The 25,409-nt window shown below is 60.1% G+C and carries 26 protein-coding genes and 1 tRNA gene; 26 read left to right on the top strand and 1 reads right to left on the bottom strand.

From position 1 onward, the window contains the following. Window positions 1-109: 109 nt before the first annotated feature. On the top strand, window positions 110-961 hold the full coding sequence (pssA, locus tag ACQ4WP_RS05225; RefSeq protein WP_131687214.1) for a CDP-diacylglycerol--serine O-phosphatidyltransferase: 852 nt from the start codon (window positions 110-112) through the stop codon (window positions 959-961). A 48-nt stretch (window positions 962-1,009) separates the two neighbouring features. Continuing rightward, window positions 1,010-2,554: a 2-isopropylmalate synthase gene (locus ACQ4WP_RS05220; RefSeq protein WP_436518996.1), complete on the top strand. Its 1,545-nt coding sequence runs from the start codon at window positions 1,010-1,012 to the stop codon at window positions 2,552-2,554. Window positions 2,555-2,565: 11 nt separating this feature from the next. On the opposite strand, the gene bamE is transcribed toward ACQ4WP_RS05220, so the two are convergent. Beyond that, window positions 2,566-3,063, bottom strand: coding sequence for an outer membrane protein assembly factor BamE domain-containing protein (bamE, locus tag ACQ4WP_RS05215; protein ID WP_436518995.1), 498 nt, complete (start codon window positions 3,061-3,063; stop codon window positions 2,566-2,568). A gap of 185 nt (window positions 3,064-3,248) precedes the next feature. Between bamE and rpsO the strand changes: the two genes are divergently transcribed. The 24 genes from rpsO (at window position 3,249) to nuoL (ending at window position 25,407) form a co-directional block, all read left to right on the top strand. Next, window positions 3,249-3,518: a 30S ribosomal protein S15 gene (gene rpsO, locus ACQ4WP_RS05210; RefSeq protein ID WP_010399743.1), complete on the top strand. Its 270-nt coding sequence runs from the start codon at window positions 3,249-3,251 to the stop codon at window positions 3,516-3,518. Between the two features lie 221 nt (window positions 3,519-3,739). Then, window positions 3,740-5,857 (top strand): polyribonucleotide nucleotidyltransferase, encoded by a 2,118-nt coding sequence (gene pnp, locus ACQ4WP_RS05205; RefSeq protein WP_353660744.1) that lies wholly within the window; start codon window positions 3,740-3,742, stop codon window positions 5,855-5,857. Window positions 5,858-6,059: 202 nt separating this feature from the next. After that, window positions 6,060-6,761 carry a hypothetical protein gene (locus tag ACQ4WP_RS05200; protein ID WP_436518994.1) on the top strand — a complete coding sequence of 234 codons (702 nt, stop codon included), beginning with the start codon at window positions 6,060-6,062 and terminating at the stop codon, window positions 6,759-6,761. A 6-nt stretch (window positions 6,762-6,767) separates the two neighbouring features. Beyond that, a complete protein-coding gene (locus ACQ4WP_RS05195; protein ID WP_436518993.1) occupies window positions 6,768-7,067 on the top strand; it encodes a hypothetical protein in 300 nt (99 codons plus the stop codon). Window positions 7,068-7,199: 132 nt separating this feature from the next. Beyond that, window positions 7,200-9,146 (top strand): methyl-accepting chemotaxis protein, encoded by a 1,947-nt coding sequence (locus ACQ4WP_RS05190; protein ID WP_436518991.1) that lies wholly within the window; start codon window positions 7,200-7,202, stop codon window positions 9,144-9,146. Between the two features lie 175 nt (window positions 9,147-9,321). Continuing rightward, window positions 9,322-9,531: a hypothetical protein gene (locus ACQ4WP_RS05185; protein ID WP_436518989.1), complete on the top strand. Its 210-nt coding sequence runs from the start codon at window positions 9,322-9,324 to the stop codon at window positions 9,529-9,531. A 108-nt stretch (window positions 9,532-9,639) separates the two neighbouring features. Next, window positions 9,640-10,401, top strand: a complete 762-nt coding sequence (locus ACQ4WP_RS05180; RefSeq protein ID WP_426070614.1) for a GIN domain-containing protein — start codon at window positions 9,640-9,642, stop codon at window positions 10,399-10,401. Window positions 10,402-10,465: 64 nt separating this feature from the next. After that, complete coding sequence (locus tag ACQ4WP_RS05175) at window positions 10,466-11,074, top strand: tetratricopeptide repeat protein (RefSeq protein ID WP_436518987.1); 609 nt, start codon at window positions 10,466-10,468, stop codon at window positions 11,072-11,074. 68 nt (window positions 11,075-11,142) lie between these two features. Beyond that, entirely contained in the window at window positions 11,143-12,123 is a 981-nt protein-coding gene (locus ACQ4WP_RS05170) for an NAD(P)H-quinone oxidoreductase (protein WP_436518986.1), read from the top strand. 72 nt (window positions 12,124-12,195) lie between these two features. Beyond that, window positions 12,196-12,945 (top strand): triose-phosphate isomerase, encoded by a 750-nt coding sequence (tpiA, locus tag ACQ4WP_RS05165; RefSeq protein ID WP_436518984.1) that lies wholly within the window; start codon window positions 12,196-12,198, stop codon window positions 12,943-12,945. 28 nt (window positions 12,946-12,973) lie between these two features. Beyond that, window positions 12,974-13,375 (top strand): preprotein translocase subunit SecG, encoded by a 402-nt coding sequence (secG, locus tag ACQ4WP_RS05160; protein ID WP_035820525.1) that lies wholly within the window; start codon window positions 12,974-12,976, stop codon window positions 13,373-13,375. Window positions 13,376-13,588: 213 nt separating this feature from the next. Beyond that, window positions 13,589-13,673: transfer RNA gene (locus ACQ4WP_RS05155), tRNA-Leu, on the top strand. 177 nt (window positions 13,674-13,850) lie between these two features. After that, window positions 13,851-14,210, top strand: coding sequence for an NADH-quinone oxidoreductase subunit A (locus tag ACQ4WP_RS05150; protein ID WP_071076971.1), 360 nt, complete (start codon window positions 13,851-13,853; stop codon window positions 14,208-14,210). Between the two features lie 3 nt (window positions 14,211-14,213). Next, on the top strand, window positions 14,214-14,690 hold the full coding sequence (locus tag ACQ4WP_RS05145) for a NuoB/complex I 20 kDa subunit family protein (RefSeq protein WP_010399733.1): 477 nt from the start codon (window positions 14,214-14,216) through the stop codon (window positions 14,688-14,690). 17 nt (window positions 14,691-14,707) lie between these two features. Continuing rightward, entirely contained in the window at window positions 14,708-15,301 is a 594-nt protein-coding gene (locus tag ACQ4WP_RS05140; RefSeq protein WP_099763027.1) for an NADH-quinone oxidoreductase subunit C, read from the top strand. Continuing rightward, the gene (locus tag ACQ4WP_RS05135) at window positions 15,301-16,554 is read left to right on the top strand and encodes an NADH-quinone oxidoreductase subunit D (RefSeq protein ID WP_436503223.1); all 1,254 of its coding nucleotides are present in this window, start codon (window positions 15,301-15,303) and stop codon (window positions 16,552-16,554) included. The genes ACQ4WP_RS05140 and ACQ4WP_RS05135 overlap by 1 nt, the downstream gene beginning before the upstream one ends. A gap of 12 nt (window positions 16,555-16,566) precedes the next feature. Next, a complete protein-coding gene (nuoE, locus tag ACQ4WP_RS05130; protein ID WP_034749989.1) occupies window positions 16,567-17,046 on the top strand; it encodes an NADH-quinone oxidoreductase subunit NuoE in 480 nt (159 codons plus the stop codon). After that, window positions 17,043-18,338 (top strand): NADH-quinone oxidoreductase subunit NuoF, encoded by a 1,296-nt coding sequence (gene nuoF / locus ACQ4WP_RS05125; RefSeq protein WP_436518982.1) that lies wholly within the window; start codon window positions 17,043-17,045, stop codon window positions 18,336-18,338. Before nuoE ends, nuoF begins: the two co-directional genes overlap by 4 nt. Window positions 18,339-18,360: 22 nt before the next feature. Beyond that, window positions 18,361-20,694: an NADH-quinone oxidoreductase subunit NuoG gene (gene nuoG, locus ACQ4WP_RS05120; RefSeq protein WP_436518980.1), complete on the top strand. Its 2,334-nt coding sequence runs from the start codon at window positions 18,361-18,363 to the stop codon at window positions 20,692-20,694. Next, entirely contained in the window at window positions 20,694-21,776 is a 1,083-nt protein-coding gene (gene nuoH, locus ACQ4WP_RS05115; RefSeq protein ID WP_436518979.1) for an NADH-quinone oxidoreductase subunit NuoH, read from the top strand. Before nuoG ends, nuoH begins: the two co-directional genes overlap by 1 nt. Window positions 21,777-21,790: 14 nt before the next feature. Then, window positions 21,791-22,279 carry an NADH-quinone oxidoreductase subunit NuoI gene (gene nuoI, locus ACQ4WP_RS05110; RefSeq protein ID WP_010399726.1) on the top strand — a complete coding sequence of 163 codons (489 nt, stop codon included), beginning with the start codon at window positions 21,791-21,793 and terminating at the stop codon, window positions 22,277-22,279. A gap of 65 nt (window positions 22,280-22,344) precedes the next feature. Beyond that, window positions 22,345-22,977: an NADH-quinone oxidoreductase subunit J gene (locus tag ACQ4WP_RS05105; protein WP_034749981.1), complete on the top strand. Its 633-nt coding sequence runs from the start codon at window positions 22,345-22,347 to the stop codon at window positions 22,975-22,977. Continuing rightward, window positions 22,974-23,282, top strand: coding sequence for an NADH-quinone oxidoreductase subunit NuoK (gene nuoK / locus ACQ4WP_RS05100; RefSeq protein ID WP_010399724.1), 309 nt, complete (start codon window positions 22,974-22,976; stop codon window positions 23,280-23,282). The genes ACQ4WP_RS05105 and nuoK overlap by 4 nt, the downstream gene beginning before the upstream one ends. A gap of 46 nt (window positions 23,283-23,328) precedes the next feature. Then, a complete protein-coding gene (gene nuoL, locus ACQ4WP_RS05095) occupies window positions 23,329-25,407 on the top strand; it encodes an NADH-quinone oxidoreductase subunit L (RefSeq protein ID WP_436518978.1) in 2,079 nt (692 codons plus the stop codon). Window positions 25,408-25,409 lie beyond the last annotated feature (2 nt).

The following is a 25,409-nucleotide window of genomic DNA, read 5'->3' as shown; positions in this document are numbered from 1 at the left end:
TTTGGCGGTGGCTCCTCTATAATGGCAAGATCGGCGCGCGCATGGTGTAATGGCCGTGCGCCCGTCATCTGGCACCGAATCCCCTGCAGTACACAAGATATGGAACAACATGGCAAACTTCCCCCGTCGTAGAGGCAAGAACGGCACCCCCGCAGTCTCCAAAGCGTCCCGCTTCAGCAAATTCGTGCGCCAGCCGGTGACCGATGGCACTGGCAAGAAAACCTTGCGCCGCCGCGGCATCTATCTGTTGCCGAATGCCTTCACGACGGCAGCCCTGTTTTGCGGCTTCTACGCCATCGTCATGGCCATGAACCAGAAATTCGAACACGCGGCCTGGGCCATCTTCATCGCCATGATCCTCGACGGCCTCGACGGCCGCATCGCGCGCCTGACGAATACGCAGAGCGAATTCGGCGCCCAGTACGACAGCCTGTCCGACATGGTGTCGTTCGGCGCCGCGCCGGCGCTGGTGATCTATGAATGGTCGCTGCGCGGCATGGGCAAGCTGGGCTGGCTGGCCGCCTTCGTGTATTGCGCCGGCGCCGCCTTGCGCCTGGCCCGTTTCAACACAAATATCCAGGTCGTCGACAAGCGCTTCTTCCAGGGCTTGCCCAGCCCGGCGGCGGCGGCCATGGTGGCCGGCTTCATCCTGCTGATGAATGACCTGGAATTTGCCGGCAACCAGCTGGCCTGGGTCTCGTGGACGATCGCCCTGTTCGCCGGCCTCACCATGGTCACGAATGTGCCGTTCTACAGTTTCAAGGATGTGAATTTCCGCAAGTCCGTGCCCTTCATCGTGGTATTCCTGCTGGCATTGTTCTTTGCGCTCATTTCCATCGACCCGCCGAAAGTGCTGTTCCCGATTTTCGTCGCCTATGGCCTGTCCGGCTACGCCGTGTTTTTCTGGCGCATGGCGAAGGGCAAGCCCGTCAGCATCATCCAGACCGACCCCGAGCATTGATGCGCTGAGTCGGTAGCGTCGCCAGTCTTCAGCCAGCCAGGAGCAGCCATGAACACCAGCAACCGACTCATCATTTTTGACACCACCTTGCGCGACGGCGAGCAATCGCCGGGCGCCTCCATGACGCGCGAGGAAAAGCTGCGCATCGCCAAGCAGCTCGAGCGCATGAAGGTCGATGTGATCGAAGCGGGCTTTGCTGCCGCCTCGCAGGGCGATTTCGAGTCGATACGGGCGATTGCCGGCGCCGTGCGCGAGTCCATCATCTGCTCGCTGTCGCGCGCCAACGACCGCGATATCGCCCGCGCCGCCGAAGCGCTGGCGCCTGCCGAGCGCAAGCGCATCCACACCTTTATTGCCACTTCGCCCCTGCACATGCAGATGAAGCTGCGCATGACGCCCGAGCAAGTCTTGCAGCAGGCGCAAAACGCCGTGCGCTACGCGCGCCAGTTCACGGACGACATCGAATTCAGCCCTGAAGACGGCAGCCGTTCTGACGAGGATTTTTTGTGCCGCGTGCTGGAGGCCGTGATCGCCGAAGGCGCCACCACCATCAATTTTCCCGATACGGTGGGCTACGCCGTGCCTGAAATCTTTGGCAATACCATCAAGCGTTTGCGCGAACGCATACCGAATGCCGATAAAGCCATCTGGTCTGTGCATTGTCATAATGACCTGGGCCTGGCTGTCGCCAATTCGCTGGCCGGCGTCATGATCGGCGGCGCGCGCCAGATCGAATGCACGGTCAACGGCTTGGGCGAGCGGGCCGGCAACACGGCGCTGGAAGAAGTGGTGATGGCGCTGCGCACGCGCGCCGCGTATTACCAGATGACGGTCGGCATCGACACGACGCAGATCGTGGCGGCGTCAAAAATGGTGTCGCAGATTACAGGCTTTGCCGTGCAGCCGAACAAGGCCGTGGTGGGCGCGAACGCCTTTGCGCACGCCTCCGGCATCCACCAGGACGGCATATTGAAGGCGCGCGAGACGTATGAAATCATGCGCGCCGAAGACGTGGGCTGGACGGCCAACAAGATCGTGTTGGGTAAACTGTCGGGCCGCAATGCCTTCAAGCAGCGGTTGCACGAGCTGGGCATCGCGCTGGAATCGGAGGCGGAAGTCAACGCGGCCTTCCTGCGCTTCAAGGAACTGGCCGACCGGAAATCCGAGATTTTCGACGAAGACATCATGGCCCTCGTCAGTGAGGAACAGCAGGCGCAGGAGAGTGAACACTACCGTTTTATTTCACTGATGCAGCAGTCGACGACGGGCGCCGTGCCCCACGCGCGCGTGGAATTTCTTGTCGGCGGCGTGCAGCGCAGCTGCGAAGGGCAGGGCGACGGCCCCGTCGACGCCACCGTCAACGCCATCGAAAGCGCAGCCGCCAGCGGCGCGGAGCTGGTCTTGTTCTCGGTCAATGCCATCAGCACGGGCACGCAGTCGCAGGGCGAAGTCACCATGCGCCTGTCGCGCGACGGGCGCATCGTCAATGGCGTGGGTGCCGACCCGGACATCATCGTCGCGTCCGCCAAAGCGTACCTGTCGGCCCTAAATAAACTGCACTCCAAGGACGAGCGGATCGATCCCCAGCCGTGAGGGGGCGCGAACTACCAGAAGAAGCGCCGCTCTTCCTTGGCCGGATCGGGGCCGTTCATCATCATGCGCACGATGCCGTCGTGGTCGAAGTGCACGTGCATCATGGAATCCCAGACGCCCGATTCCTTGTAGCGGTAAGACCAGACGTAGAGCTTGGGCAGCGCCAGATACGATTTTTCCGTCGGGCGGCCCAGCAGGTGCAGCACATCCTGCTGCGTCGACACGCCCACCTTGACCCGGGCAAAGCCTGGCGTGTCGAGTACTTGTTCGTAGGAAATCAACTTGTCGTCTGGGCCGAAGCGGGCCATATACGTGTACTGGCCGTACGGTCCCGTGGCGTATTCCAGTTCTAGCCCGGTGGGCAATTGATAAATATTCGTCGGTTGGCCCAGGCGCGCTTCCACGGCGGCGCGCGGCTCGCCCGCCTGCGGCGGCGGGACGTTCCAGCTGGCGCAGCCAGCCAGCACGGCAAACAGCAGCGGTGTTGCCAATTTGAGCAGTCTTTTCATGTTTGACCTCCTGAAATGCAGGAAAATCCTATCATGCGCCGAGAAAAGCCTGCACGACAGGATACAGGCGGGCTTTTTTCCGATATACTTGCGCGTCTGGTTGGAAGCATAGGCCAGTATTTTAATAATCGTAGTTCACGGTGGATAGGGTTCAGACTCTGTGCACCGCATGTGAAAGGTTTATCATGACAGTAGAAAACATCAACAAAGCCGCTATCATCGCGGACAACGCACGTGGTCAAAACGACACCGGCTCCCCTGAAGTGCAAGTTGCACTGCTGACAGCTCGCATCAACGAACTGAACGGCCACTTCAAAGCCCACTCGAAAGATCACCACTCCCGCCGCGGCCTGATCATGATGGTCAACCGTCGTAAGAGCCTGTTGTCCTACCTGAAGGCTAAAGACGCTACCCGTTATCGCGACCTGATCGCTAAACTTGGTCTGCGCAAGTAATTTTTGCCGTACAAGGTTTATACAGAAATGCCTGCGCCAGTTCGCTGACGCGGGCATTTTGTCATTTGAATTCCGGATTTATATCTGTAAGTAAAGTATTCTCTTACCGATATCATGTTTTAAAAGTAAAGTAGTAAAGGCGGCAACGGTTTTTCCACCGCCTGTGGTGAGGTGAACGACAGCCCCTGAAAATCTGTCGGCAATTAGAAAAGGGATACCCCATGTTTAACAAAGTTACGAAAACCTTCCAGTACGGTCAACACCAAGTGACCCTGGAAACCGGCGAAATCGCACGTCAGGCATCCGGCGCAGTGCTGGTGTCGATCGAAGATACCGTCGTTCTGGCAACGGTGGTGGCACGCAAAGATGCCAAGCCAGGCCAGGATTTCTTCCCTTTGACGGTTGATTATGTTGAAAAAACTTATGCTGCCGGCAAAATCCCGGGCGGTTTTTTCAAGCGCGAAGGCCGTCCTTCCGAAAAAGAAACACTGACATCCCGTTTGATCGACCGTCCTATCCGTCCGCTGTTCCCGGAAGGCTACCTGAATGAAGTGCAAGTCATCATTCACGTGTTGTCGGTCAACCCGGAAATCGATCCGGACATCGCCGCCATGATAGGCGCATCGGCTGCCCTGTGCGTATCGGGCGTGCCTTTCAGTGGCCCGATCGGCGCTGCGCGCGTCGGTTACGCGAATGGCCAGTACATCTTGAACCCGACCGTCCAGCAGCTGAAAACGTCGGAAATGGACCTGGTTGTCGCCGGTACCGAAACGGCCGTGCTGATGGTCGAATCGGAAGCGAAACAGCTGTCCGAAGAAATCATGCTGGGCGCCGTGGTCTTCGGCCACGAGCAGATGAAAGTCGTCATCGACGCGATTCACGACCTGGTGCGTGACGGCGGCAAGCCGGAAGTGGAATGGGCGCCTGCGCCGAAAAACGAAGCATTGATCGCCCGCGTCGCGCATTTCGCCAACGCCAAGATCAATGATGCGTATCAAACCAAGGATAAGCAAGAGCGTACGGCCAAGCTGAAAGCTGCGACGTCGGAAGTGATCGCTGACCTGTCGGCCGAAGCGGCTGCTGCCGGCGGCGCATCCATCGACAGCGCCGAAGTGAACAACATCCTGTTCGACATCGAAGCGAAAATCGTGCGTACGCAAATCCTGGACGGCGAGCCACGCATCGACGGCCGCGACACGCGTACCGTGCGTCCGATCTCGATTCGCACCAGCGTGCTGCCACGCACCCACGGTTCGGCCCTCTTCACGCGCGGCGAAACGCAAGCGCTGGTCGTCGCCACCCTGGGCACCGCCCGCGACAGCCAGAAGATCGATGCGCTGATGGGCGAGTTCACCGATTCGTTCATGCTGCATTACAACATGCCTCCGTTCGCCACCGGCGAAACGGGCCGTGTCGGTACGCCAAAACGCCGCGAAATCGGCCACGGCCGCCTGGCCAAGCGCGCGCTGATCGCCGCCCTGCCAGCAGCTGAAGAGTTCAGCTACTCGGTGCGCCTGGTATCGGAAATCACGGAATCGAACGGTTCCTCGTCGATGGCTTCCGTCTGCGGCGGCTGCCTGGCACTGATGGACGCCGGCGTGCCGATGAAAGAACACGTGGCCGGTATCGCCATGGGCCTGATCAAGGAAGGCGGCAAGTTTGCCGTGCTGTCCGACATCCTGGGCGACGAAGATCACCTGGGCGACATGGACTTCAAGGTAGCCGGTACCCGCAACGGTATCACGGCGCTGCAGATGGACATCAAGATCATGGGCATCACCAAGGAAATCATGCAAGTGGCACTGGCGCAAGCCAAGGAAGGCCGCGAGCACATCTTGGGCGAAATGCAAAAAGCCATGCCGCATGTCAAAACCGAACTGTCCGATTTCGCACCGCGTCTGATCACCATCAAGATCAACCCGGAAAAAATCCGTGACGTGATCGGCAAGGGCGGCGCCGTGATTCGCGCGCTGACCGAAGAGACGGGCACGCAGATCGACATCAGCGACGAAGGCGTGGTCACCATCGCTTCCGTCGACGCCGCTGCCGGCCAGGAAGCCAAGCGCCGCATCGAAGAACTGACCGCTTCCGTCGAAGTGGGCAAGACCTACGAAGGCACCGTGCTGAAACTGCTGGACTTCGGCGCCATCGTGCAAGTCATGCCAGGCAAGGACGGCTTGCTGCACATCAGCCAGATCGCCAACGAGCGCGTCAACGCCGTGGCCGATTACCTGAAAGAAGGCCAGCTGGTACGCGTTAAAGTGCTGGAAACGGACGACCGCGGCCGCTTGAAGCTGTCGATGAAAGCTGCTGAAGGCAACGAAGCGCCAGCCGCTTAAGTTCGCCTGATGGCGGATTAGTCCGTATGCTCAAAAACCGCCAGTGCGCAAGCCCTGGCGGTTTTTTGCGCCGCGTTTGTGCTGCATCAAGGTAGATGCCGCTTTGCGCATCGGCCTTGATCCAGCTCGCAGTGGCCAGTTTTACGCCTTGTAGATTCGGAATGGGATCTTCCCCTGAACGAGTCTTCCAAGGAGATGCAGCATGCGCACATTCTGCGGGCTGGCCGCCGCCTTTCTGCTTGCCGTCGCGCCCGGCGTCCGGGCCCAGCTGGACAACGCGCCCACGCCGACGCCGGTGCCGCTGCCCATCCCCATCGCCGCCGCATCCACGGCCATGCCGGCGCAGGATATCGAGGTCCTGCGCGCCGTGCATGTGCGCGAAATCAATGACCTCAGCACCTTCAAGACGGCGGGCTTGCCGCGGGAAGCGATCGATCCCTACCTCGATAGCGGGCCGGGGCAGCAGTTCCTGCGCGAACTGCGCAGCGCCGATCCGGCCGCCCCGGCCGAGACGATTTATGCGCGCGCGGTCGAGCAGCTCGCTTCCGGCAGCACCTTGCCGGACCTGCAGGCCATGTCGGCCGCGCTGGTGAAGATCGTGCCGCATGGCCAGAATGTGTCGCCATATTCGCCGTATTTCACCACCAGCGCGCAATTGCAGCTGGCCTCGGGTCGCTGCGCCAGCCTGGCCGACTGCTTCGGCTTGCCCCTGAAGAGCGAGGCGCCGCTGTATGATGTGTATCAGATCATGCCCAAGGGCACCGTCAACGTGTTCGTCAGCCAGGTGGCGCCGACGGAAGAGCTGGGCGGTCTGGTGCGCCGCCGTGGCGGGGCGCAACAGTATTTACTACCCAACCGTAGCTTATGGTCAGTCCCCGTGCTGATCGGCACGATCAAGAATTGAGGAGAGATGATGGAGCAACAGCGTTTGCAAGCCCATGCCGCCGAACTGGAACAATGGCTGGCCCGACTGGCACCCGTGGACGGCGAGGTGGCCGATTTGCGCAGCGCGCTGGGGCCACTGCTGGCGCAGGCCGCCGCCGGCGCCATGACCGTGCCGTTGCCGTGGGGCGATATCCCGGGTGGGCACTACTTTACCGAGGGCCGCTTGCGCCAGTACCCTGAGCTGGAGCAGGCATTTGCGCGCTTCCGCATCGAAGCGACGGGCGGCGAATCGCCGGCCTTGCGCAAGCTGCGCGGTGAGATGTAGTTGGGATATAGTTAATATAAGGTATCAATTGTTGTTTGTGGGTAATTGAGAGTCGGTATTGCTTGACGACAAAAACTTATTCATCGACCATGGCGCATCCCTCCCGATTTTCTCTTTTTTATTGGATGCACCATGTTGTCCTCCCTTAAGGCGCGGCTGATCGCCATCGCCGTTTCCATCGTCGTGCTGGCCATGCTGGCCGTCGCCATTGCCAATTTCTACACTACGCGCTCAAGCACCCTGGCCGCGCTCGACACGCAGATGCTGCAGTTGTCGCACAGCCATGCGCAGGCCATCGCCGAATGGCTGCGTTCCAAGCAAGCCGTCGTGGCTTCGCTCAAGCAGGGCGCCACGGCGGCCGATCCGTTGCCGGCCCTGAAGGCGGCCGAGCAGGCGGGCACCTTTGACATGGCGTATATCGGCTTTGCCGACAAGCACGCCGTCTTTTCGCAGGAGCGCCAGCGCGCCGCCGACTACGATCCCACGGCGCGGCCCTGGTACAAGCTGGCCTCCGAAGCGGGCGGGCCCGTCATCACGGCGCCGTATATCGGCGCCAGCACGGGCAAGCTGGTGGTGACGTTTGCCGAGCCGCTGGGCGGCAAGGGCAGCGTGACAGGCGTGCTGGCGGCCGATGTGATGATGGATGCGGTGGTGCAAAATGTCGCCTCGATCAAGCCAACGGCGTCCAGCTACGCCTTCCTCGTCGATGGCGGCGGCAAGATCATCGCCCACCCGGACGGCAAGCTGACCCTGAAGCCGCTGGCCGAGCTGGACCCGGGCTTGAGCGCGCAGGCGCTGGGCAATATTGAAAAGAGCGGCGACGGTGCCGCCATTCGCCTCGGCGAGCGCGATGGTATCTTGCATGTGAGTAAGGTGCCGGGCAGCGACTGGCTGCTGGCTACCGTGCTCGACCGTTCGGAAGCCACGCAAGCCCTGAGCTCCATGCTGCGCGCCTCGGCCCTGACGGCCCTGCTGGTGCTGGTCCTGGCCGCCACGGCATTGAGCGCGCTGGTGGCGCGCGCCTTGCGCCGCCTGGGCCTGGTGCGCGATGCGATGGAAGCGATCGCCACGGGCGATGGCGACCTGACCAGCCGCCTCGACGCGCAAGGCACTGACGAACTGGCGCAGATCGCCAAGGCCTTCAATTTGTTCGTCGAAAAGATCGCCACCGTGCTGGTGCAGATCCGCAGCATCAGCACCCTGGTGCGCAGCGAGTCGGCGGACATTGCCGCCGGCAACGCCGATCTGTCATCACGCACGGAAGCGCAGGCGGGCGCGCTGGAAGAAACAGCCAGTTCGATGGATGAGCTGACTTCGACCGTCAAGCAGAATGCGGAAAACGCGCATGCGGCCAACGAGCTGGCCGTGTCCGCCTCGGAAGTGGCGGCCAAGGGCGGCAGGGTGGTGCAGCAAGTGGTCGGCACCATGGCCGGCATCCAGGAAAGCTCGCGCAAGATCGTCGACATCATCGGCGTGATCGATGGCATCGCCTTCCAGACGAATATCCTGGCCCTGAACGCGGCCGTCGAGGCGGCGCGCGCGGGCGAGCAGGGCAGGGGCTTTGCCGTGGTGGCATCCGAAGTGCGCAACCTGGCGCAACGGTCGGCTGGCGCGGCGAAGGAAATCAAGGCATTGATCGGCGACTCGGTGGAAAAGGTGGATGCCGGCGGCAGGCTCGTCGATGAAGCGGGCCAGACCATGGATCAGGTGGTGGCCTCGGTGCAGCAATTGACGACCATCATGAGCGAGATTACGGTGGCCAGCCGCGAACAGAGCGCCGGCATCGGCGAGATCAATACGGCCGTCACGCATATGGATACCATGACGCAGCAAAACGCGGCCCTCGTCGAGCAAGCCGCCGCTGCCGCGGAAAGCCTGCAGGAGCAGGCGGTGGACCTGGCGCAGGCGGTCGGCATGTTCCGCCTCGGTGATGCGGGTGCTGGCGCGGCGTCTGCGCCCGTGACGCGCCTCAAGGCGAAGCCAGCCGCTCCTGCACCGCGCGCGCCGGCCCGCGCGCTGTCGCCGGCCAAGCCCCGCAAGGCGGCCAAGTCCGGCGCCGACGAGTGGGAAGAGTTTTAAACGTTCAGCAGTCGGGACGTTTATCCGCGACGCTTATTCGGCACGTTCATCCGCGTTTTTGTCAGGCCAGCCTGCCAAAAGCGCAGTTCGTCGCAATCGGCGTGTCGGCCGGGGGCGGTATGGCTATAGTGACACCATACCGCAAGCCCACTGCCAGACACCCGAGGAGATTCAAATGAACGTCGCTAAAAACATGGAAATCATTGCCGTTGCCGCCGCCATCCTGCTCAGCGTCAGCTGCTACGCCATCGCCCCGGCCACCCCGGCCCTGCAAGTGGCCAGTTCCACCGCCACCACGGTCGCGCCAGCGAACAAGGCTGCCATGCACGTGGTGGTGGTCAAGGCCAAGCGCTTGAGCGCCGCAGAAAAAGCCCATTTTGCATAATTGATTGTCAGCAATTTTCGGCGCTGCTACAGTGATGCTGCGCGAGCAATGCAGGCGCCCCCGGCGGGCGACCAGACAGATAAAAACAAGATACCGAGGATGCATTACATGAAAAAGACACTGCAACTGGCGCTGCTGTTCCTGGCGACACTGGGCCTGGTGCGCGGCGCGGCCGCCGAGACCCGCTTGCTGGAAATGCGCAATATCGATGCCCGCGTAGTGCGCGTCAAGCTCGATGGCGTGATGGAAGTGCGCATTCGCCAGGGCAATGTGCCTTCGCTGAGCATCACGGCCGACAAGCGCTACATCGCCGATGTCAGCACGGCGCAAAGCGGCGATACCCTGCACATCGAAACGGAAGTGCGCGGCTTCAAGATCGGCCCCTCGTCGATACGCGCCGACCTGGTCTTGCCGAACTTGCGCGAACTGAGCTCGGAAGGCTTTGGCAGCACGGATATCACGGGTTTCAAGGGCGAGGAGCTGACTCTGTCGCTGGAAGGGGCGGGCAGCATCAAGCTGGTGGGCGACTACCGCAAGCTCAATGCCAGCCTGGGCGGTGTGGGCAGCATGCAGCTCTGGATCGGCAACAATGAGCGCGCGGAGCTGGACTTGCAGGGTGCGGGCTCGGTGGTGCTGGGCGGACGCGGGCGTATCCTGAAAGCCAGCCTGGGCGGCCTGGGCAGCCTGAATGCGCAGCAATTCGAAGCGGACGCCGTCAACCTGGAATTGAGCGGCCTCGGCAATGCCACGGTGAATGCCCATACGAATGCCAAGCTGAACCTGAGCGGACTCGGTTCGGTGGTGGTATACGGCAAGCCGGCCAACCGCGATGTCAGCGTCGAGGGCTTGGGCAAAGTAAGCTGGAAATAAAAGCATCCTGCCGCAGGCCTTATTGGCAGAACAAGAAAAAGCAGTCAGACCACATCCCATTCCGATGAAAAAACTGATCATTACATTACTCATGCTGTTGACGATACAGCTACCCGCGCGGGCCGGCTTCGCCGAAGGCGCCAGCGCCTACAACAACAAGAATTACGCGCTGGCTTACAAGGAAATATTGCCCCTTGCCAAGACCGGCAACGCCGATGCCCAGCATCTGCTGGGCTTGATGTATTACATGGGGCGTGGCTTGCCGCAGGATTACAAGCAAGCCATGTTCTGGCACCGCAAGGCGGCCGAGCAGGGCAAGGCCGATGCCCAGTATGTGGTGGGCGCCATGTATTACACGGGCAACGCCGTGCTGCAGGACCACAAGCAGGCCGTGGGCTGGTTCCGCAAGGCGGCCGAGCAGAACCATGCGGAGGCGCAGCAGGTGCTGGGCCTGATGTATCGCTACCATATGGGCGGCGTGCAGCAGGACAATGTCATCGCCTACATGCTGTGGAACCTGGCGGCAGCGAATGGCAACGCGAATGCGGCCGACCAGCGCGCCGCCGTGGTGCGCAAGATGACGCATGAGCAGGTCGAGGAAGGACAGGCCCTGTCGGCGAAATGGAAGCCGGGCATGCCCTTGCCGCGCCAGTCGAAGACGGGCGGCGCTTAGGGGGATGCCCTCAGCAAGGGTGGGCGGCTTGGCGTACAATCGCCGTTTTCCCTTGAAAGAGTCCCGCCATGCGTGCAGTTGCCATCAGCCAGCCAGGTCCCGCCGACGTTTTGCAGATCGCCGAACGTCCCATGCCGCAATACAAGGCGGGCGAACTGCTGATCAAGGTGCACGCGGCCGGCATCAACCGCCCTGACGTGTTGCAGCGCCTGGGCAAGTATGCGCCGCCCGCCGGCGCGTCGGACTTGCCTGGCCTGGAAGTGGCGGGCGAAGTCGTCGATGGCGACTTTAGCAACACTGAATTCAAAAAAGGCGACCTGGTCTGCGCGCTGGTGCAGGGCGGCGGCTATGCCGAATACTGCGCCGCGCCCGCCGGCCAGTGCCTGCCCTTGCCGCAAGGCTTGACGGCGCTGGAGGGCGCGTCCCTGCCGGAAAACTTCTTTACCGTCTGGAGCAATGTCTTCGACCGTTGCGCCCTGGCCGATGGAGAAACGTTATTGGTGCAGGGCGGCACGTCCGGTATCGGCGTGGCGGCCATTCAATTGGCGGCCGCGCTCGGCCACCGCGTGTTCGCCACGGCGGGCAGCGACGAGAAGGCGCGCGCCTGCGAAGCGCTGGGCGCCGAACGGGGCATCAATTACCGCACGGAAGATTTCGTGGCCGTCGTCAAGGAATTGACCGCTGGCCGCGGCGTCGACGTCATCCTCGATATGGTGGGCGGCGATTACCTGCCGCGCGAAATCGATTGCCTGGCCGACGATGGCCGCATCGGCCTGATCGCCGTGCAGGGCGGCAGCAAGGCCACTCTGGACCTGGGGCAGGTGCTGCGCCGTCGCCTGAGCGTCAGCGGTTCGACCCTGCGCCCCCGTCCCGTCGCCTTCAAGGCGGCCATTGCGAACCATCTGCGCACGACCGTCTGGCCCCTGATCGAGGCGGGCAAGATCAAGCCCGTGATCTATCAAACTTTCCCATTGGAAAAAGCCAACGAGGCGCATGCCTTGATGGAAGCGAGCACGCACGTGGGCAAGATCATGTTGCAAGTTGTTTGAAACGGGGCACTGCCTGTTTGACCGGCATCGGTGCCGGAGTTAGAATGACGGGTTATTAGAATTTAGGCTACTATGCGTCGCAAACTCGTCGTCGGAAATTGGAAAATGAACGGCAGTCGCACCTCGAACGCGGTGTTATTGTCTGAAATAGTGGCTGGCCTGACTGCCTCTGGCGTCGCCAGCGCCGTCTGTGTGCCCGCGCCGTATCTGGCGCAGTGCCAGGCGCAATTGGCAGGCTCGGCTCTTGGCTGGGGCGCGCAGGATGTGTCCGCGCACGCCAGTGGCGCCTACACGGGAGAAATCTCGACGGCCATGCTGCAGGATTTTGGCTGCGGCTATGTGGTGATCGGGCATTCCGAGCGCCGCGCCTACCACGGCGAGAGCGATGCGCAGGTGGCGGCCAAGACGGTTGCCGCGCTGGCGGCAGGCATCACGCCTATCGTTTGCATCGGCGAAACGCTGGCGCAGCGCGAAGCGGGTCAGACCGACGCCGTGGTGGCGCAGCAGCTGGGTGCCGTGCTGGCGGCGATTTCCATCGACGACGTGGCGAAACTGGTGCTGGCTTACGAGCCAGTCTGGGCCATCGGCACGGGCAAGACGGCCACGCCGCAAATGGCGCAGGACGTGCATCAGGTATTGCGCGGCCAACTGGCGGCAAAGAATGCGGTAGCGGCGGCCGGCGTGCAAATCCTGTACGGCGGCAGCATGAAGCCGGAGAACGCAAAAGAATTGATGGCGATGCCGGATATCGATGGCGGTCTGATCGGTGGGGCAGCATTGAAGGCGGCGGATTTCCTGGCAATTATTCACGCCGCTGATTGAATTAATTTAAACTAAGAATGGAATTGCAATGAACATGATGTTCAATCTGGTAGTGGTAGTACAGGTTATTTCGGCATTGTCGATTATCGCGCTGGTGTTGCTGCAGCACGGCAAGGGCGCCGACATGGGTGCCGCCTTCGGTTCGGGCGCCTCGGGCAGCCTGTTCGGTGCGACGGGTTCGTCGAACTTCATGTCGAAATCGACGGGCGTTGCTGCCGCGATCTTCTTCGGCGCCACCCTGGCCCTGTCGCTGATGGCCAATCAGCGCGCCACCACCGTCGGCGGCGGCGTGATGGATAAGGTCGTCAAGCCAGTGCCAGTCACCGGCGCGGGCGCAATCCCGACGACGGTACCTGCAGCACCGGCGGCCAGCGCTCCGGCGGCGGCGGCACCGGTTGCCAGCACCCCGGCCGGCGCGATTCCGAAGTAATTGGATAGTAACTGAGTGGTCGCTGATGAGTATCTTGATACCTCATCGAGAGTAATTCTCATTACGAGCAGATTATTGCTCAATGTTTTGGCGGCGCGGCAGGAAAAAATCGTGGCGCGCTGGAAGATGTAAAAATTTATCGTTTTTATCTGTGTTTTGATGCATTTGTGCATTAACTTTAGCGGCAAAGCAGAGTAGAATACGGGCCTTACCGCCGACGTGGTGAAATTGGTAGACACGCTATCTTGAGGGGGTAGTGGCGCAAGCTGTACGAGTTCGAGTCTCGTCGTCGGCACCAGAAATCAGAAGCCAGCAACGGCGCACGAGCCATGGCTCGTACAAAGTTGCTGGCTTTTTTTACGAGGATGTGTCGTTCGATCCTGGTCTTAGCTTTGATTGGGGTCGTGCGTTAGATACGCTGCAAATGATCGCAGCGTCCTCATTTAACCGATCGTTCAATATAAGCTTATCAATCGTGAACCTCGAAAATTACTTCCCCGTCCTGCTGTTCATTATTATCGGCCTTGGTGTCGGTATCGCTCCCCAGCTCCTGGGGCGCCTGTTAGGTCCTCACAAACCTGACGCAGCAAAACTCTCCCCGTACGAATGTGGCTTTGAAGCATTCGAAGACGCGCGCATGAAATTTGATGTGCGCTACTATCTGGTCGCAATCCTGTTTATTTTGTTCGATCTGGAAACGGCATTCTTTTTCCCATGGGGCGTTGCAATGCGCGACCTGGGCTGGGCCGGTTTCGTCACGATGATGGTGTTCATCGCTGAATTCGTGGTCGGATTTTGGTACATTTGGAAGAAAGGTGCCCTTGACTGGGAATAAGCCATGGCTATTGAAGGCGTATTAAGCGAAGGTTTCATCACCACCTCGGCCGACAAGCTGATCAACTGGGCGCGCACCGGGTCTATGTTCCCGATGACGTTCGGTCTGGCCTGCTGTGCGGTCGAAATGATGCATGTGGGCGCAGCCCGCTACGATATGGACCGTTTCGGCGTCGTGTTCCGTCCGTCGCCGCGTCAGTCCGACGTCATGATCGTTGCCGGCACCCTGTGCAACAAGATGGCGCCGGCCTTGCGCAAGGTCTACGACCAGATGGCAGAGCCACGCTGGGTCATCTCGATGGGTTCCTGCGCCAATGGCGGCGGGTACTACCATTACTCTTATTCTGTGGTGCGCGGTTGCGACCGCATCGTGCCCGTCGACGTGTATGTGCCTGGCTGTCCTCCGACCGCTGAAGCCTTGCTGTACGGCATCATGCAGTTGCAGAACAAGATCAAGCGTACCAGCACGATCGCACGCTAACCGGGCCGCTTCAGATTATGACTACACATTTAGAAGTATTGCAAAACGCCCTCGGCACTGCCCTGGGCGATCGCGTTAGCACGACTGTTGCACTGGGCGAAGTCACCCTGGTCGTCAAGGCCGAGGATTATCTGGCCGTGATGCAGACCTTGCGCGACGATCCGACCCTGCATTTCGAGCAAATGCTCGACCTGTGCGGCGTCGACTACTCGACCTATGGCGACGGTAGCTGGGATGGCCTGCGTTTCGCGGCCGTCTCGCACTTGTTGTCGGTCAAGCACAACTGGCGCGTGCGCGTGCGCGTGTTCGCGCCCGACGACGACATGCCGCTGCTGCCCTCCGTGGTGAACATCTGGCGTGCGGTCAACTGGTATGAGCGCGAAGCGTTCGACCTGCTGGGCATCCTCTTCGAAGGCCACAACGACTTGCGCCGCCTGCTGACCGACTACGGTTTCATCGGCCATCCGTTCCGCAAGGATTTCCCCGTCTCCGGCTATGTCGAGATGCGTTACGATCCGGAACAAAAGCGCGTGATTTACCAGCCCGTGACGATCGAGCCGCGGGAAAACGTGCCGCGCGTGATCCGCGAAGAACATTACGGGATGAAATAATGGCTGAGATTAAGAACTACACCCTGAACTTTGGGCCACAGCATCCGGCTGCGCACGGTGTGCTGCGCCTGGTGCTGGAGATGGATGGCGAAGTCATCCAGCGTGCCGACCCGCATATCGGCCTGCTGCACCGCGCTACCGAAAAGCTGGCCGAGCAAAAGACCTATCTGCAATCCGTGCCGTACATGGACCGTCTCGACTATGTGTCGATGATGTGCAATGAACATGCGTACGTGATGGCCATCGAAAAGATGCTGGGCCTGGAAGTGCCGCTGCGCGCGCAATACATCCGCGTCATGTTCGACGAGATGACGCGTATCCTGAACCACCTGATGTGGCTCGGCACCCACGCGCTGGACGTTGGCGCCATGGGGCCGTTCCTGTATTGCTTCCGCGACCGCGAAGACTTGTTCGACGCCTACGAGGCAGTCTCGGGCGCGCGCATGCACGCGGCTTACTACCGTCCGGGCGGCGTGTACCGCGACCTGCCGGATTCGATGCCGCAGCACAAGGCCTCGATCATCCGCAACGCCAAGGCGATCGGCAAGCTGAATGAAAACCGCCAGGGTTCCCTGCTGGACTTCATCGAAGACTTCGCGCGTCGTTTCCCGAATTCGGTGGACGAGTACGAAACGCTGTTGACCGATAATCGAATCTGGAAGCAGCGTACCGTCGGCATCGGCGTGGTCTCGCCGGAAGATGCGCTGGCCATGGGCTTTACGGGCGCCATGCTGCGCGGCTCGGGCGTGCAGTGGGACTTGCGCAAGAAACAGCCGTACGAAGTGTACGACCTGATGGACTTCGACATTCCTATCGGCACCAACGGCGATTGCTACGACCGCTACCTGGTGCGCGTGGAAGAGCTGCGCCAGTCGAACCGCATCATCAAGCAATGCGTGGAGTGGCTGCGCAACAATGAAGGTCCTGTCATGACCAGCAACCGCAAGGTGGCGCCTCCGGGTCGCGTCGACATGAAGACCAACATGGAGTCCTTGATTCACCACTTCAAGCTGTTTACGGAAGGTTTCCACGTGCCGCCAGGCGAGGCCTACAGCGCCGTGGAGCATCCGAAGGGCGAGTTCGGCGTGTACCTGGTGTCCGATGGCGCCAACAAGCCGTACCGCATGAAACTGCGCGCGCCAGACTACGCCCACTTGCAGTCGCTCGATGAGATGGCGCGTGGGCACATGCTTGCCGACGCCGTGACCATCATCGGGACGCAAGATATCGTGTTCGGCAGTATTGACCGCTAAGAGGCAAAAAGTATGTTGTTATCAGAGCAATGCTATAAGAAAATTGACCGCGAGCTGGCCAAGTACCCGGCCGACCAGCGTCAGTCGGCCGTCATGGCCGCGCTGGCCCATGCCCAGGATGAACTGGGCTGGCTGGCGCCGGAAACCATGAAGGAACTGGCCGATTACATCGGCATGCCGGCGATTGCCGTGCAGGAAGTGGCCACGTTCTACAATATGTACAACGTGAAACCCGTGGGCAAGCACAAGATCACCGTGTGCACCAACCTGCCATGCGCCCTGTCGGGCGGCGTGCGCGCTGCAGACTACCTGAAGCAGAAACTGGGTATCGATTTCCGCGAAACCACCGCCGATGGCCAGTTCACCCTGGTTGAGGGCGAGTGCATGGGTGCTTGCGGCGATGCGCCTGTCTTGCTGGTCAGTAATAAAACCATGTGCAGCTGGATGTCGAACGAGAAAATCGACGCCATGCTGGAGGAACTCAAGAAATGACGTCACTCCACAACCGCCATATCGATCCATTGATCCTGAAGGATCTGGATGGCAAGAACTGGCATTTGCAAGATTATGTGAACCGCGGCGGCTATAGCGCCCTGCGGCGTATCCTGGAAGAGAACATCACGCCGGAACAGATCATCGCCGACCTCAAGGCTTCGTCCTTGCGCGGCCGTGGCGGCGCGGGTTTCCCTACCGGCTTGAAGTGGAGCTTCATGCCGCGCCAGTTCCCGGGTCAAAAATACCTCGTCTGCAATACAGATGAAGGCGAACCGGGCACTTTCAAGGACCGCGACATCATTCGTTACAATCCCCATGCCCTGATCGAAGGCATGGCCATTGGCGCTTATGCGATGGGCATCACTGTCGGCTACAACTATATCCACGGCGAAATCTGGGCCGAGTACGCCCGTTTCGAAGAAGCGCTGGAAGAGGCGCGTGCCGCCGGCTTCCTGGGCGACAAGATCATGGGCAGCGAGTTCTCGTTCCAGTTGCATGCGCACCATGGTTATGGCGCCTACATCTGCGGCGAAGAAACGGCCCTGCTGGAGTCTTTGGAAGGCAAGAAAGGCCAGCCGCGCTTCAAGCCGCCTTTCCCTGCCTCGTTTGGCCTGTACGGCAAGCCGACGACGATCAACAACACGGAAACCTTCGCGGCCGTGCCCTTCGTGCTGAACATCGGTCCAGAGAAATACCTGGCGATGGGCAAGCCGAACAATGGCGGTTCGAAGATCTTCTCGATCTCGGGCGACGTGGAAAAACCGGGCAACTACGAAGTGCCGCTCGGCACCCCGTTCGCCAAACTGCTGGAACTGGCAGGCGGCATGCGCGGTGGCAAAAAGATCAAGGCCGTGATCCCTGGCGGCTCGTCCGCGCCGGTGATCCGCGGCGACATCATGATGCAGACCGACCTGGACTATGACTCGATCGCGAAAGCCGGTTCGATGTTGGGTTCGGGCGCCGTCATCGTGATGGACGAAACACGCTGCATGGTGAAGGCGCTGGAGCGCCTGTCCTACTTCTATTTTGAAGAATCGTGCGGCCAGTGTACGCCTTGCCGTGAAGGCACAGGCTGGATGTACCGCATGGTGCACCGCATCGAGCAGGGGCAGGGTCGTCCAGACGACCTGGACATGCTCAACTCGATCGCCGACAACATCCAGGGCCGCACCATTTGCGCGCTGGGCGATGCGGCTGCCATGCCGGTACGGGCCTTCATTAAGAATTTCCGTGAAGAATTTGAATATCATATCGAGCACAAGCATTGCTTAGTGCCCGCATATATCTAAGCTGCGTCAGGTAACGATCACCATGGTTGAAATCGAAATAGACGGCAAAAAAGTCGAAGTCCCTGCTGGTAGCATGGTGATGGACGCCGCCAACAAATTGGGAACCTACATTCCGCACTTCTGCTATCACAAGAAATTGTCGATCGCAGCGAACTGCCGCATGTGCCTGGTCGAAGTGGAAAAGGCGCCCAAGCCTTTGCCCGCTTGTGCGACCCCGGTCAGTGCCGGCATGATCGTGCGCTCCGCCAGCGATAAAGCTGTGCAGGCGCAAAAGTCGGTCATGGAATTCTTGCTGATTAACCACCCGCTCGATTGCCCTATCTGCGATCAGGGCGGCGAATGCCAGTTGCAAGACTTGGCAGTGGGCTACGGCAAGAGCGAATCGCGCTACAAGGAAGACAAGCGCGTGGTGCAGCCGAAGGAAGCCGGTCCGCTGGTCTCCATGCAAGAAATGTCGCGCTGCATCCAGTGCACCCGCTGCGTGCGCTTTGGCCAGGAAGTGGCCGGCGTGATGGAGCTGGGCATGATTGGCCGCGGCGAACACTCGGAAATCGTGTCGTTTGTCGGCCAGACGGTCGACTCCGAACTGTCGGGTAACATGATCGACCTGTGCCCGGTTGGCGCACTGACCTCGAAACCGTTTCGCTACAGCGCCCGTACGTGGGAACTGTCGCGCCGCAAATCGGTCAGCCCACATGACGGCCTGGGCGCGAACCTGATCGTGCAAGTGAAAGCTGGCAAGGTCAAACGCGTATTGCCGCTGGAAAACGAAGCCGTCAACGAGTGCTGGATCTCGGACAAGGACCGTTTCTCGTACGAAGCGCTGGACAGTGCCGAACGCCTGACTTCCCCGATGCTGAAACAGGGCAACGAGTGGAAAGAAGTCGATTGGCAAACGGCGCTGGAATACGTGGCGCACGGTTTGAAAAATATCAAGCACGAGCATGGCGCCGACGCCATCGCCGCGCTGGCAACGCCGCATTCGACCGTCGAAGAGCTGGTCCTGCTGCAGAAAGTGGCCCACGGTCTCGGTTCCGAGAACGTCGACTTCCGCCTGCGCCAGACCGACTTCGCGCTCGACGCAAGTGTGAAACCATGGCTGGGCATGCCGATCAACGAATTTGGCCAGATCAAGCGCGCCTTCGTCATCGGCTCGTTCCTGCGCAAGGATCACCCATTGCTGGCGACGCGTTTGCGCGCGTCCGTGAAGGGCGGCGCCAAGCTGTCGATCCTGCATGCCTCCGATGATGATCAACTGATCACCATCGCCAACAAGATGATCGTGGCGCCAGGTGATTGGCTGGCGGCCTTGTCGGAAGTGGTCGTTGCTGTTGCCAAAGCGAAAGAAATCGCCGCGCCAAACGGTTTTGAAGCGATTATTGCTTCGGACGTGGCTGTGGCCATCGCCGCCAGCCTGATGGCTGGCGACAACGGCGCCGTGCTGCTGGGTAACGCGGCAACGCAACACCCGCAAGCGTCGCAACTGCATGCTGCCGCGCAATGGATCGCCGAACAGACGGGCGCCAAGCTCGGTTACCTGACGGAAGCGGCCAACACGGTTGGCGCGCACCTGGTCGCCAAGCCGCGCGCCAACGTGCAAGCCGCCTTTGCCGTACCGAAAAAAGCTTACGTGCTGCTGCACGCCGAGCCGGAACTCGATGCCGCCAATCCGCAAGCGGCCCGCGCCGCCCTGGACGGCGCCGAGATGGTCGTGGCCATGTCTGCCTTCAAGCACGGCATGGATTACGCCGATGTCTTGCTGCCGATCGCCCCGTTCGCTGAAACCTCGGGCACCTTCGTCAACTGCGAAGGCCGCGCGCAAAGCTTCAATGGCACCGTCAAACCGCTGGCCGATACCCGTCCAGCCTGGAAAGTGCTGCGCGTCCTGGGCAACATCCTGGGCCTGGCCGGTTTCGACTACGACACCTCGGAAGCGATCCGCGACGAAGCGTTTGGCTTTGGTGTGACCGATCTGTCGGCACAGCTGAACAACATCGCCAAGAACGCACCGGAAGCGGCGACGTACGCACCGGCGTCGCTTGCGCTGCAACGCATCGCCGACGTGCCGATCTACTTTGCCGACGCGCTGGTCCGCCGCTCTGAACCGCTGCTGCGCACGGTCGATGGCGCCGCGCCGCAAGCGCACCTGTCCCTGGCGCTGGCTGAAAAGCTGGGCATCAAGGCGGGCGACAAGGTCAAAGTGGCGCAAGGCTCCGGCAGCGCCATCCTGGTGGCGGCAATCCATGCCGGCCTGCCAGCCAATGTGGTCAAAGTGTCGGCGGCGCATGCCTCGACAGCAAAGCTTGGCGGCATGTTCGGTGACATCACAGTTGAAACAGCAGAGGGGAAAATCTGATGGCTCTGCCTGAATTTGTAAACGTCATCAACAGTACCGGCCAGGATTTGCTGGGCGGTACCTGGCCGTTCTTCTGGACCCTGATCAAGATCCTGTGCGTGCTGTTGCCGCTGATGGGTCTGGTTGCTTACGCCACCCTGTGGGAGCGCAAGCTGATCGGCTGGATCCAGATTCGCGTCGGCCCGAACCGCGTAGGCCCGCTGGGCTTGCTGCAACCGATCGCCGATGCGCTGAAACTCTTGTTCAAAGAGATCATCATCCCGGCCAAGGCCGCCAAGGGCCTGTTCGTGATCGGCCCGATCATGACCATCATGCCGGCCCTGGCCGCCTGGTCGGTCGTGCCGTTCGGTCCGGAAGCCGTGCTGGCCAATGTCAACGCGGGCTTGCTGCTGCTGCTGGCGATTACCTCGATGGAAGTCTACGGCATCATCATCGCCGGCTGGGCCTCGAATTCGAAGTACTCATTCATGGGCGCCATGCGCGCTTCGGCACAGATGATTTCGTATGAAATCCCGATGGGCTTCGTGATGGTCATCGTGCTGATGGTCTCGGGCAGCCTGAACTTCATCGACATCGTTGGCGGCCAGCAAATCGGTTTCTTCGCCGACAAGGGCGTGAACTTCATGTCGTGGAACTGGCTGCCGCTGCTGCCGATGTTCGTCATCTACCTGGTGTCGGGCCTGGCTGAAGCCAACCGTCACCCGTTCGACGTCGTCGAAGGCGAGTCGGAAATCGTTGCCGGTCACATGGTCGAGTACTCGGGCATGGCCTACGCCATGTTCATGCTGGCCGAATACGCCAACATGATCCTGATCGCCGCCCTGGCTTCGATCATGTTCCTCGGTGGCTGGTCCGCACCGTTTGCTTTCCTTGAGTTCTGGGGTGGTTTCGGCGGCTTCTTCTGGCTGTTTGCAAAAACCTTCTTCATCGTGTCGGTGTTCATCTGGGTGCGCGGTACTTTCCCACGCTACCGTTATGACCAGATCATGCGCCTCGGCTGGAAAGTGTTTATCCCGTTGACGCTGGTCTACCTGGTCTTCGTCGCTGCCTGGATGCAGACATCCTGGAATATTTGGAAGTAAGAGAGTGCATACGAATGGATAAGGTAAAAGATTTCTTCAGCAGCCTCTTGTTAGGCGAGCTGATCAAGGGCATGGCGTTGACAGGCAAGTACATGTTTTCGCGCAAGATTACGGTGCAATTCCCGGAAGAGAAGACACCGATCTCGCCGCGTTTTCGTGGCTTGCACGCGCTGCGCCGCTACCCGAACGGCGAGGAACGTTGCATCGCCTGCAAACTGTGCGAAGCGGTTTGCCCGGCGATGGCCATCACGATCGAATCGGAACAGCGTGACGACGGCTCGCGCCGCACCACGCGCTACGATATCGACTTGACCAAGTGCATCTTCTGCGGTTTCTGCGAAGAGTCCTGCCCGGTCGATTCGATCGTCGAGACGCAAATCCTGGAATACCACGGCGAGAAACGCGGGGATTTGTATTACACGAAAGAGATGTTGCTGGCCGTGGGTGATCGTTATGAAAATGACATCGCCGCTGCGCGCGCCGCCGACGCACCTTATCGCTGATGGATGCGCCGTAGCCCACAGCTGCGGCGCGCCCCTCGTTCATCTGTACGTCTATTGGGTTTTTTATGGACTTTAAAACAATTTTGTTTTACGCCTTCGCGCTGATCTTGATTCTGGCAGCGACGCGCGTCATCACGGCCCGTAATCCGGTCCACGCAGTACTGTTCCTGGTGCTGTCCTTCTTTTCCGCAGCGGGCATCTGGATGCTGCTGCAAGCTGAATTCCTGGCCATCGTGCTGGTATTGGTGTATGTCGGCGCCGTGATGGTGCTGTTCCTTTTCGTGGTCATGATGCTCGATATCAATATCGACCGCATGCGCGAAGGCTTCTGGGGCTACCTGCCTTTGTCGGTAACGGTGGGCGTGATCATCGTGCTGGAAATGGCCGCTGTCCTGTGGCACGGTTTCCGCAACTTTGCGCCTAGCATCGCTCCGGTGAACGTCAACCTGGGCGGCACCAAGGAACTGGGCCTGCTGATCTACACGGAATATGTGTTCGCCTTCGAGATCGCTGCCGTCGTGCTGCTGGTGGCCATCGTTGCCGCGGTTGCACTGACTTTGCGCAAACGCAAGGACACCAAGCATTTTGCTCCAGGCGATGCGGTACGCGTCAAGCGCAACGACCGCCTGAAGATCATCAAGATGGACGCGGTTGTCGAGCGTCCTGCGGCTGAGCCGGAAGTTAAGGAGGCACCATGACATTATCGCTCACACATTTTCTGGTCCTGGGCGCGATCCTGTTCGCAATCTCGATCGTCGGTATTTTCCTGAACCGCAAGAACATCATCGTATTGCTGATGGCAATCGAATTGATGCTGCTGGCGGTGAATATGAATTTCATCGCGTTCTCCCATTTCATGGGCGACGCGGCCGGTCAGATCTTCGTTTTCTTCATCCTGACGGTTGCCGCCGCTGAGTCGGCTATCGGTCTGGCTATTCTGGTGGTGATGTTCCGTAATCTGGATACCATCAACGTCGAAGACCTGGACAGCCTCAAAGGCTGATGTTTTTCAGACTCGATCTCTCGAATAATAACGATTAAGGTTCATCATGGCGGGGCAACTCCTCAACCCTAACCTCCTTCTTGCCGTACCGCTGGCGCCGCTGGCCGGTGCCGCGATTGCAGGTTTGCTTGGCACCCAGTTCCTGGGTAATTTGGTCGGACGCAAGACGTCGCATACCGCGACGATCTTGGGCGTACTGATTGCGTTCATCCTGTCCGTGCAGACATTGCTGGCAGTGATGGATGGCGCGACATTCAATGGCACGATCTATAACTGGATGACGATCGGCACCCTGAAGATGGAAGTGGGCTTCCAGATCGATTCGCTGTCGGCGATGATGATGTGCGTGGTCACCTTCGTCTCCCTGATGGTGCACATCTACACGATCGGCTACATGAAGGACGACGAAGGCTACAACCGCTTCTTCGCCTACATCTCGCTGTTCACGTTCTCGATGCTGATGCTGGTCATGGCCAACAACTTCCTGCAACTGTTCTTCGGTTGGGAAGCCGTGGGCCTGGTCTCTTACCTGCTGATCGGTTTCTGGTATCAGCGTCCGACGGCCATCGTGGCCAACATGAAGGCTTTCCTGGTCAACCGCGTGGGCGACTTCGGCTTCATCCTGGGCATCGGCCTGTTGCTGGCATTTGCCGGCACCATGAACTACCAGGAAGTGTTTGCCAAGAAAGACGAACTGGCGCTGTTGAGCCTGCCAGGCACCGACTGGGCCCTGCTGACCGTCGCCTGCATCTGCCTGTTCATCGGCGCGATGGGCAAATCGGCGCAGTTCCCGCTGCACGTGTGGCTGCCCGACTCGATGGAAGGTCCTACCCCGATCTCGGCACTGATTCATGCCGCGACGATGGTGACGGCCGGTATCTTCATGGTCTCGCGCATGTCGCCGCTGTTCGAACTGTCCGACACGGCACTGTCCTTCATCCTGGTGATCGGTTCCATCACGGCGTTGTTCATGGGTTTCCTGGGCATCATCCAGAACGACATCAAGCGCGTCGTCGCTTACTCGACCCTGTCGCAGCTGGGCTACATGACTGTCGCGCTGGGTTCGTCCGCGTACTCCGTCGCCGTGTTCCACCTGATGACGCACGCATTCTTCAAGGCACTGCTGTTCCTGGGCGCCGGTTCCGTCATCATCGGCATGCACCATGACCAGGATATCCGCAACATGGGTGGCCTGCGCAAGTACATGCCGATCACCTGGATCACTTCCCTGGTCGGCTCGCTGGCCCTGATCGGCACGCCGCTGTTCTCCGGTTTCTATTCGAAAGACAGCATCATCGAAGCCGTTGAAGCGACGCACATCTGGGGCGCTGGCTTTGCCCAGTTCGCCGTGCTGGCTGGCGTGTTCGTCACTGCTTTCTACTCGTTCCGCATGTATTTCCTCGTCTTCCATGGCAAGGAACGTTTCGGCCAAGGTCACGCTCATGACGACCATCACGCGCCTGCGGCCAAGCATGATTCGGATGCGCATGATGAAGAAGAGGAAGACGACCACGCGCACCACGGTCTGGAACCTGGCCAGAAGCCGCATGAATCCCCATTCGTCGTGTGGTTCCCGCTGGTGATGCTGGCGATCCCGTCGCTGCTGATCGGTTACCTGACGATCGGCCCGATGCTGCATGGCGATTTCTTCAAGGGCGTGATCTTCGTCGGCGAAAACCATCCAGCAATGGAAGAGTTGTCGCATGAATTCCACGGCGCAATGGCGATGGCGATCCACGGCCTGTCGACGGCACCGTTCTGGCTGGCATTGTCCGGCGTCGTGGCAGCCTACTACTGCTACATGGTCAACCCGCGTGTACCGGCCTGGTTCTTTGCCAAGTTCCACGCGATCCACACCCTGCTGGACAACAAGTACTACATGGACAAGTTCAATGAAGTCGTGTTCGCCGGCGGTGCCCGTTTGCTGGGTAATGGCCTGTGGAACTTCGGTGACAAGAAGCTCATCGATGGCCTGCTGGTCAACGGTAGCGCCAAGGTCGTCGCCTGGCTGTCCTCGCTGTCGCGAGGCTTGCAGACCGGCTACATCTATCACTATGCATTCGTGATGATCCTGGGCGTGCTGGGCTTCCTGATCTATTTCCTGCCATTCTGGCCCGCTAAGTAAGC

The sequence above is a fragment of the Janthinobacterium lyxosi genome, assembly GCF_051380665.1.
In the GTDB taxonomy this organism is placed as follows: Bacteria; Pseudomonadota; Gammaproteobacteria; order Burkholderiales; family Burkholderiaceae_D; genus Janthinobacterium.
The sequence above is the reverse complement of the archived record's forward strand: the minus strand, read 5'-3'. Positions and strand labels throughout refer to the sequence as shown.

What these genes read in the sequence shown, in the direction of transcription:
- pssA (WP_131687214.1), top strand. Translation starts at nt 110, where the DNA reads ATGGCAAACTTCCCCCGTCGTAGAGGCAAGAACGGCACCCCCGCAGTC.
- ACQ4WP_RS05220 (WP_436518996.1), top strand. Translation starts at nt 1,010, where the DNA reads ATGAACACCAGCAACCGACTCATCATTTTTGACACCACCTTGCGCGAC.
- bamE (WP_436518995.1), bottom strand. Translation starts at nt 3,063, where the DNA reads ATGAAAAGACTGCTCAAATTGGCAACACCGCTGCTGTTTGCCGTGCTG.
- rpsO (WP_010399743.1), top strand. Translation starts at nt 3,249, where the DNA reads ATGACAGTAGAAAACATCAACAAAGCCGCTATCATCGCGGACAACGCA.
- pnp (WP_353660744.1), top strand. Translation starts at nt 3,740, where the DNA reads ATGTTTAACAAAGTTACGAAAACCTTCCAGTACGGTCAACACCAAGTG.
- ACQ4WP_RS05200 (WP_436518994.1), top strand. Translation starts at nt 6,060, where the DNA reads ATGCGCACATTCTGCGGGCTGGCCGCCGCCTTTCTGCTTGCCGTCGCG.
- ACQ4WP_RS05195 (WP_436518993.1), top strand. Translation starts at nt 6,768, where the DNA reads ATGATGGAGCAACAGCGTTTGCAAGCCCATGCCGCCGAACTGGAACAA.
- ACQ4WP_RS05190 (WP_436518991.1), top strand. Translation starts at nt 7,200, where the DNA reads ATGTTGTCCTCCCTTAAGGCGCGGCTGATCGCCATCGCCGTTTCCATC.
- ACQ4WP_RS05185 (WP_436518989.1), top strand. Translation starts at nt 9,322, where the DNA reads ATGAACGTCGCTAAAAACATGGAAATCATTGCCGTTGCCGCCGCCATC.
- ACQ4WP_RS05180 (WP_426070614.1), top strand. Translation starts at nt 9,640, where the DNA reads ATGAAAAAGACACTGCAACTGGCGCTGCTGTTCCTGGCGACACTGGGC.
- ACQ4WP_RS05175 (WP_436518987.1), top strand. Translation starts at nt 10,466, where the DNA reads ATGAAAAAACTGATCATTACATTACTCATGCTGTTGACGATACAGCTA.
- ACQ4WP_RS05170 (WP_436518986.1), top strand. Translation starts at nt 11,143, where the DNA reads ATGCGTGCAGTTGCCATCAGCCAGCCAGGTCCCGCCGACGTTTTGCAG.
- tpiA (WP_436518984.1), top strand. Translation starts at nt 12,196, where the DNA reads ATGCGTCGCAAACTCGTCGTCGGAAATTGGAAAATGAACGGCAGTCGC.
- secG (WP_035820525.1), top strand. Translation starts at nt 12,974, where the DNA reads ATGAACATGATGTTCAATCTGGTAGTGGTAGTACAGGTTATTTCGGCA.
- ACQ4WP_RS05145 (WP_010399733.1), top strand. Translation starts at nt 14,214, where the DNA reads ATGGCTATTGAAGGCGTATTAAGCGAAGGTTTCATCACCACCTCGGCC.
- ACQ4WP_RS05140 (WP_099763027.1), top strand. Translation starts at nt 14,708, where the DNA reads ATGACTACACATTTAGAAGTATTGCAAAACGCCCTCGGCACTGCCCTG.
- ACQ4WP_RS05135 (WP_436503223.1), top strand. Translation starts at nt 15,301, where the DNA reads ATGGCTGAGATTAAGAACTACACCCTGAACTTTGGGCCACAGCATCCG.
- nuoE (WP_034749989.1), top strand. Translation starts at nt 16,567, where the DNA reads ATGTTGTTATCAGAGCAATGCTATAAGAAAATTGACCGCGAGCTGGCC.
- nuoF (WP_436518982.1), top strand. Translation starts at nt 17,043, where the DNA reads ATGACGTCACTCCACAACCGCCATATCGATCCATTGATCCTGAAGGAT.
- nuoG (WP_436518980.1), top strand. Translation starts at nt 18,361, where the DNA reads ATGGTTGAAATCGAAATAGACGGCAAAAAAGTCGAAGTCCCTGCTGGT.
- nuoH (WP_436518979.1), top strand. Translation starts at nt 20,694, where the DNA reads ATGGCTCTGCCTGAATTTGTAAACGTCATCAACAGTACCGGCCAGGAT.
- nuoI (WP_010399726.1), top strand. Translation starts at nt 21,791, where the DNA reads ATGGATAAGGTAAAAGATTTCTTCAGCAGCCTCTTGTTAGGCGAGCTG.
- ACQ4WP_RS05105 (WP_034749981.1), top strand. Translation starts at nt 22,345, where the DNA reads ATGGACTTTAAAACAATTTTGTTTTACGCCTTCGCGCTGATCTTGATT.
- nuoK (WP_010399724.1), top strand. Translation starts at nt 22,974, where the DNA reads ATGACATTATCGCTCACACATTTTCTGGTCCTGGGCGCGATCCTGTTC.
- nuoL (WP_436518978.1), top strand. Translation starts at nt 23,329, where the DNA reads ATGGCGGGGCAACTCCTCAACCCTAACCTCCTTCTTGCCGTACCGCTG.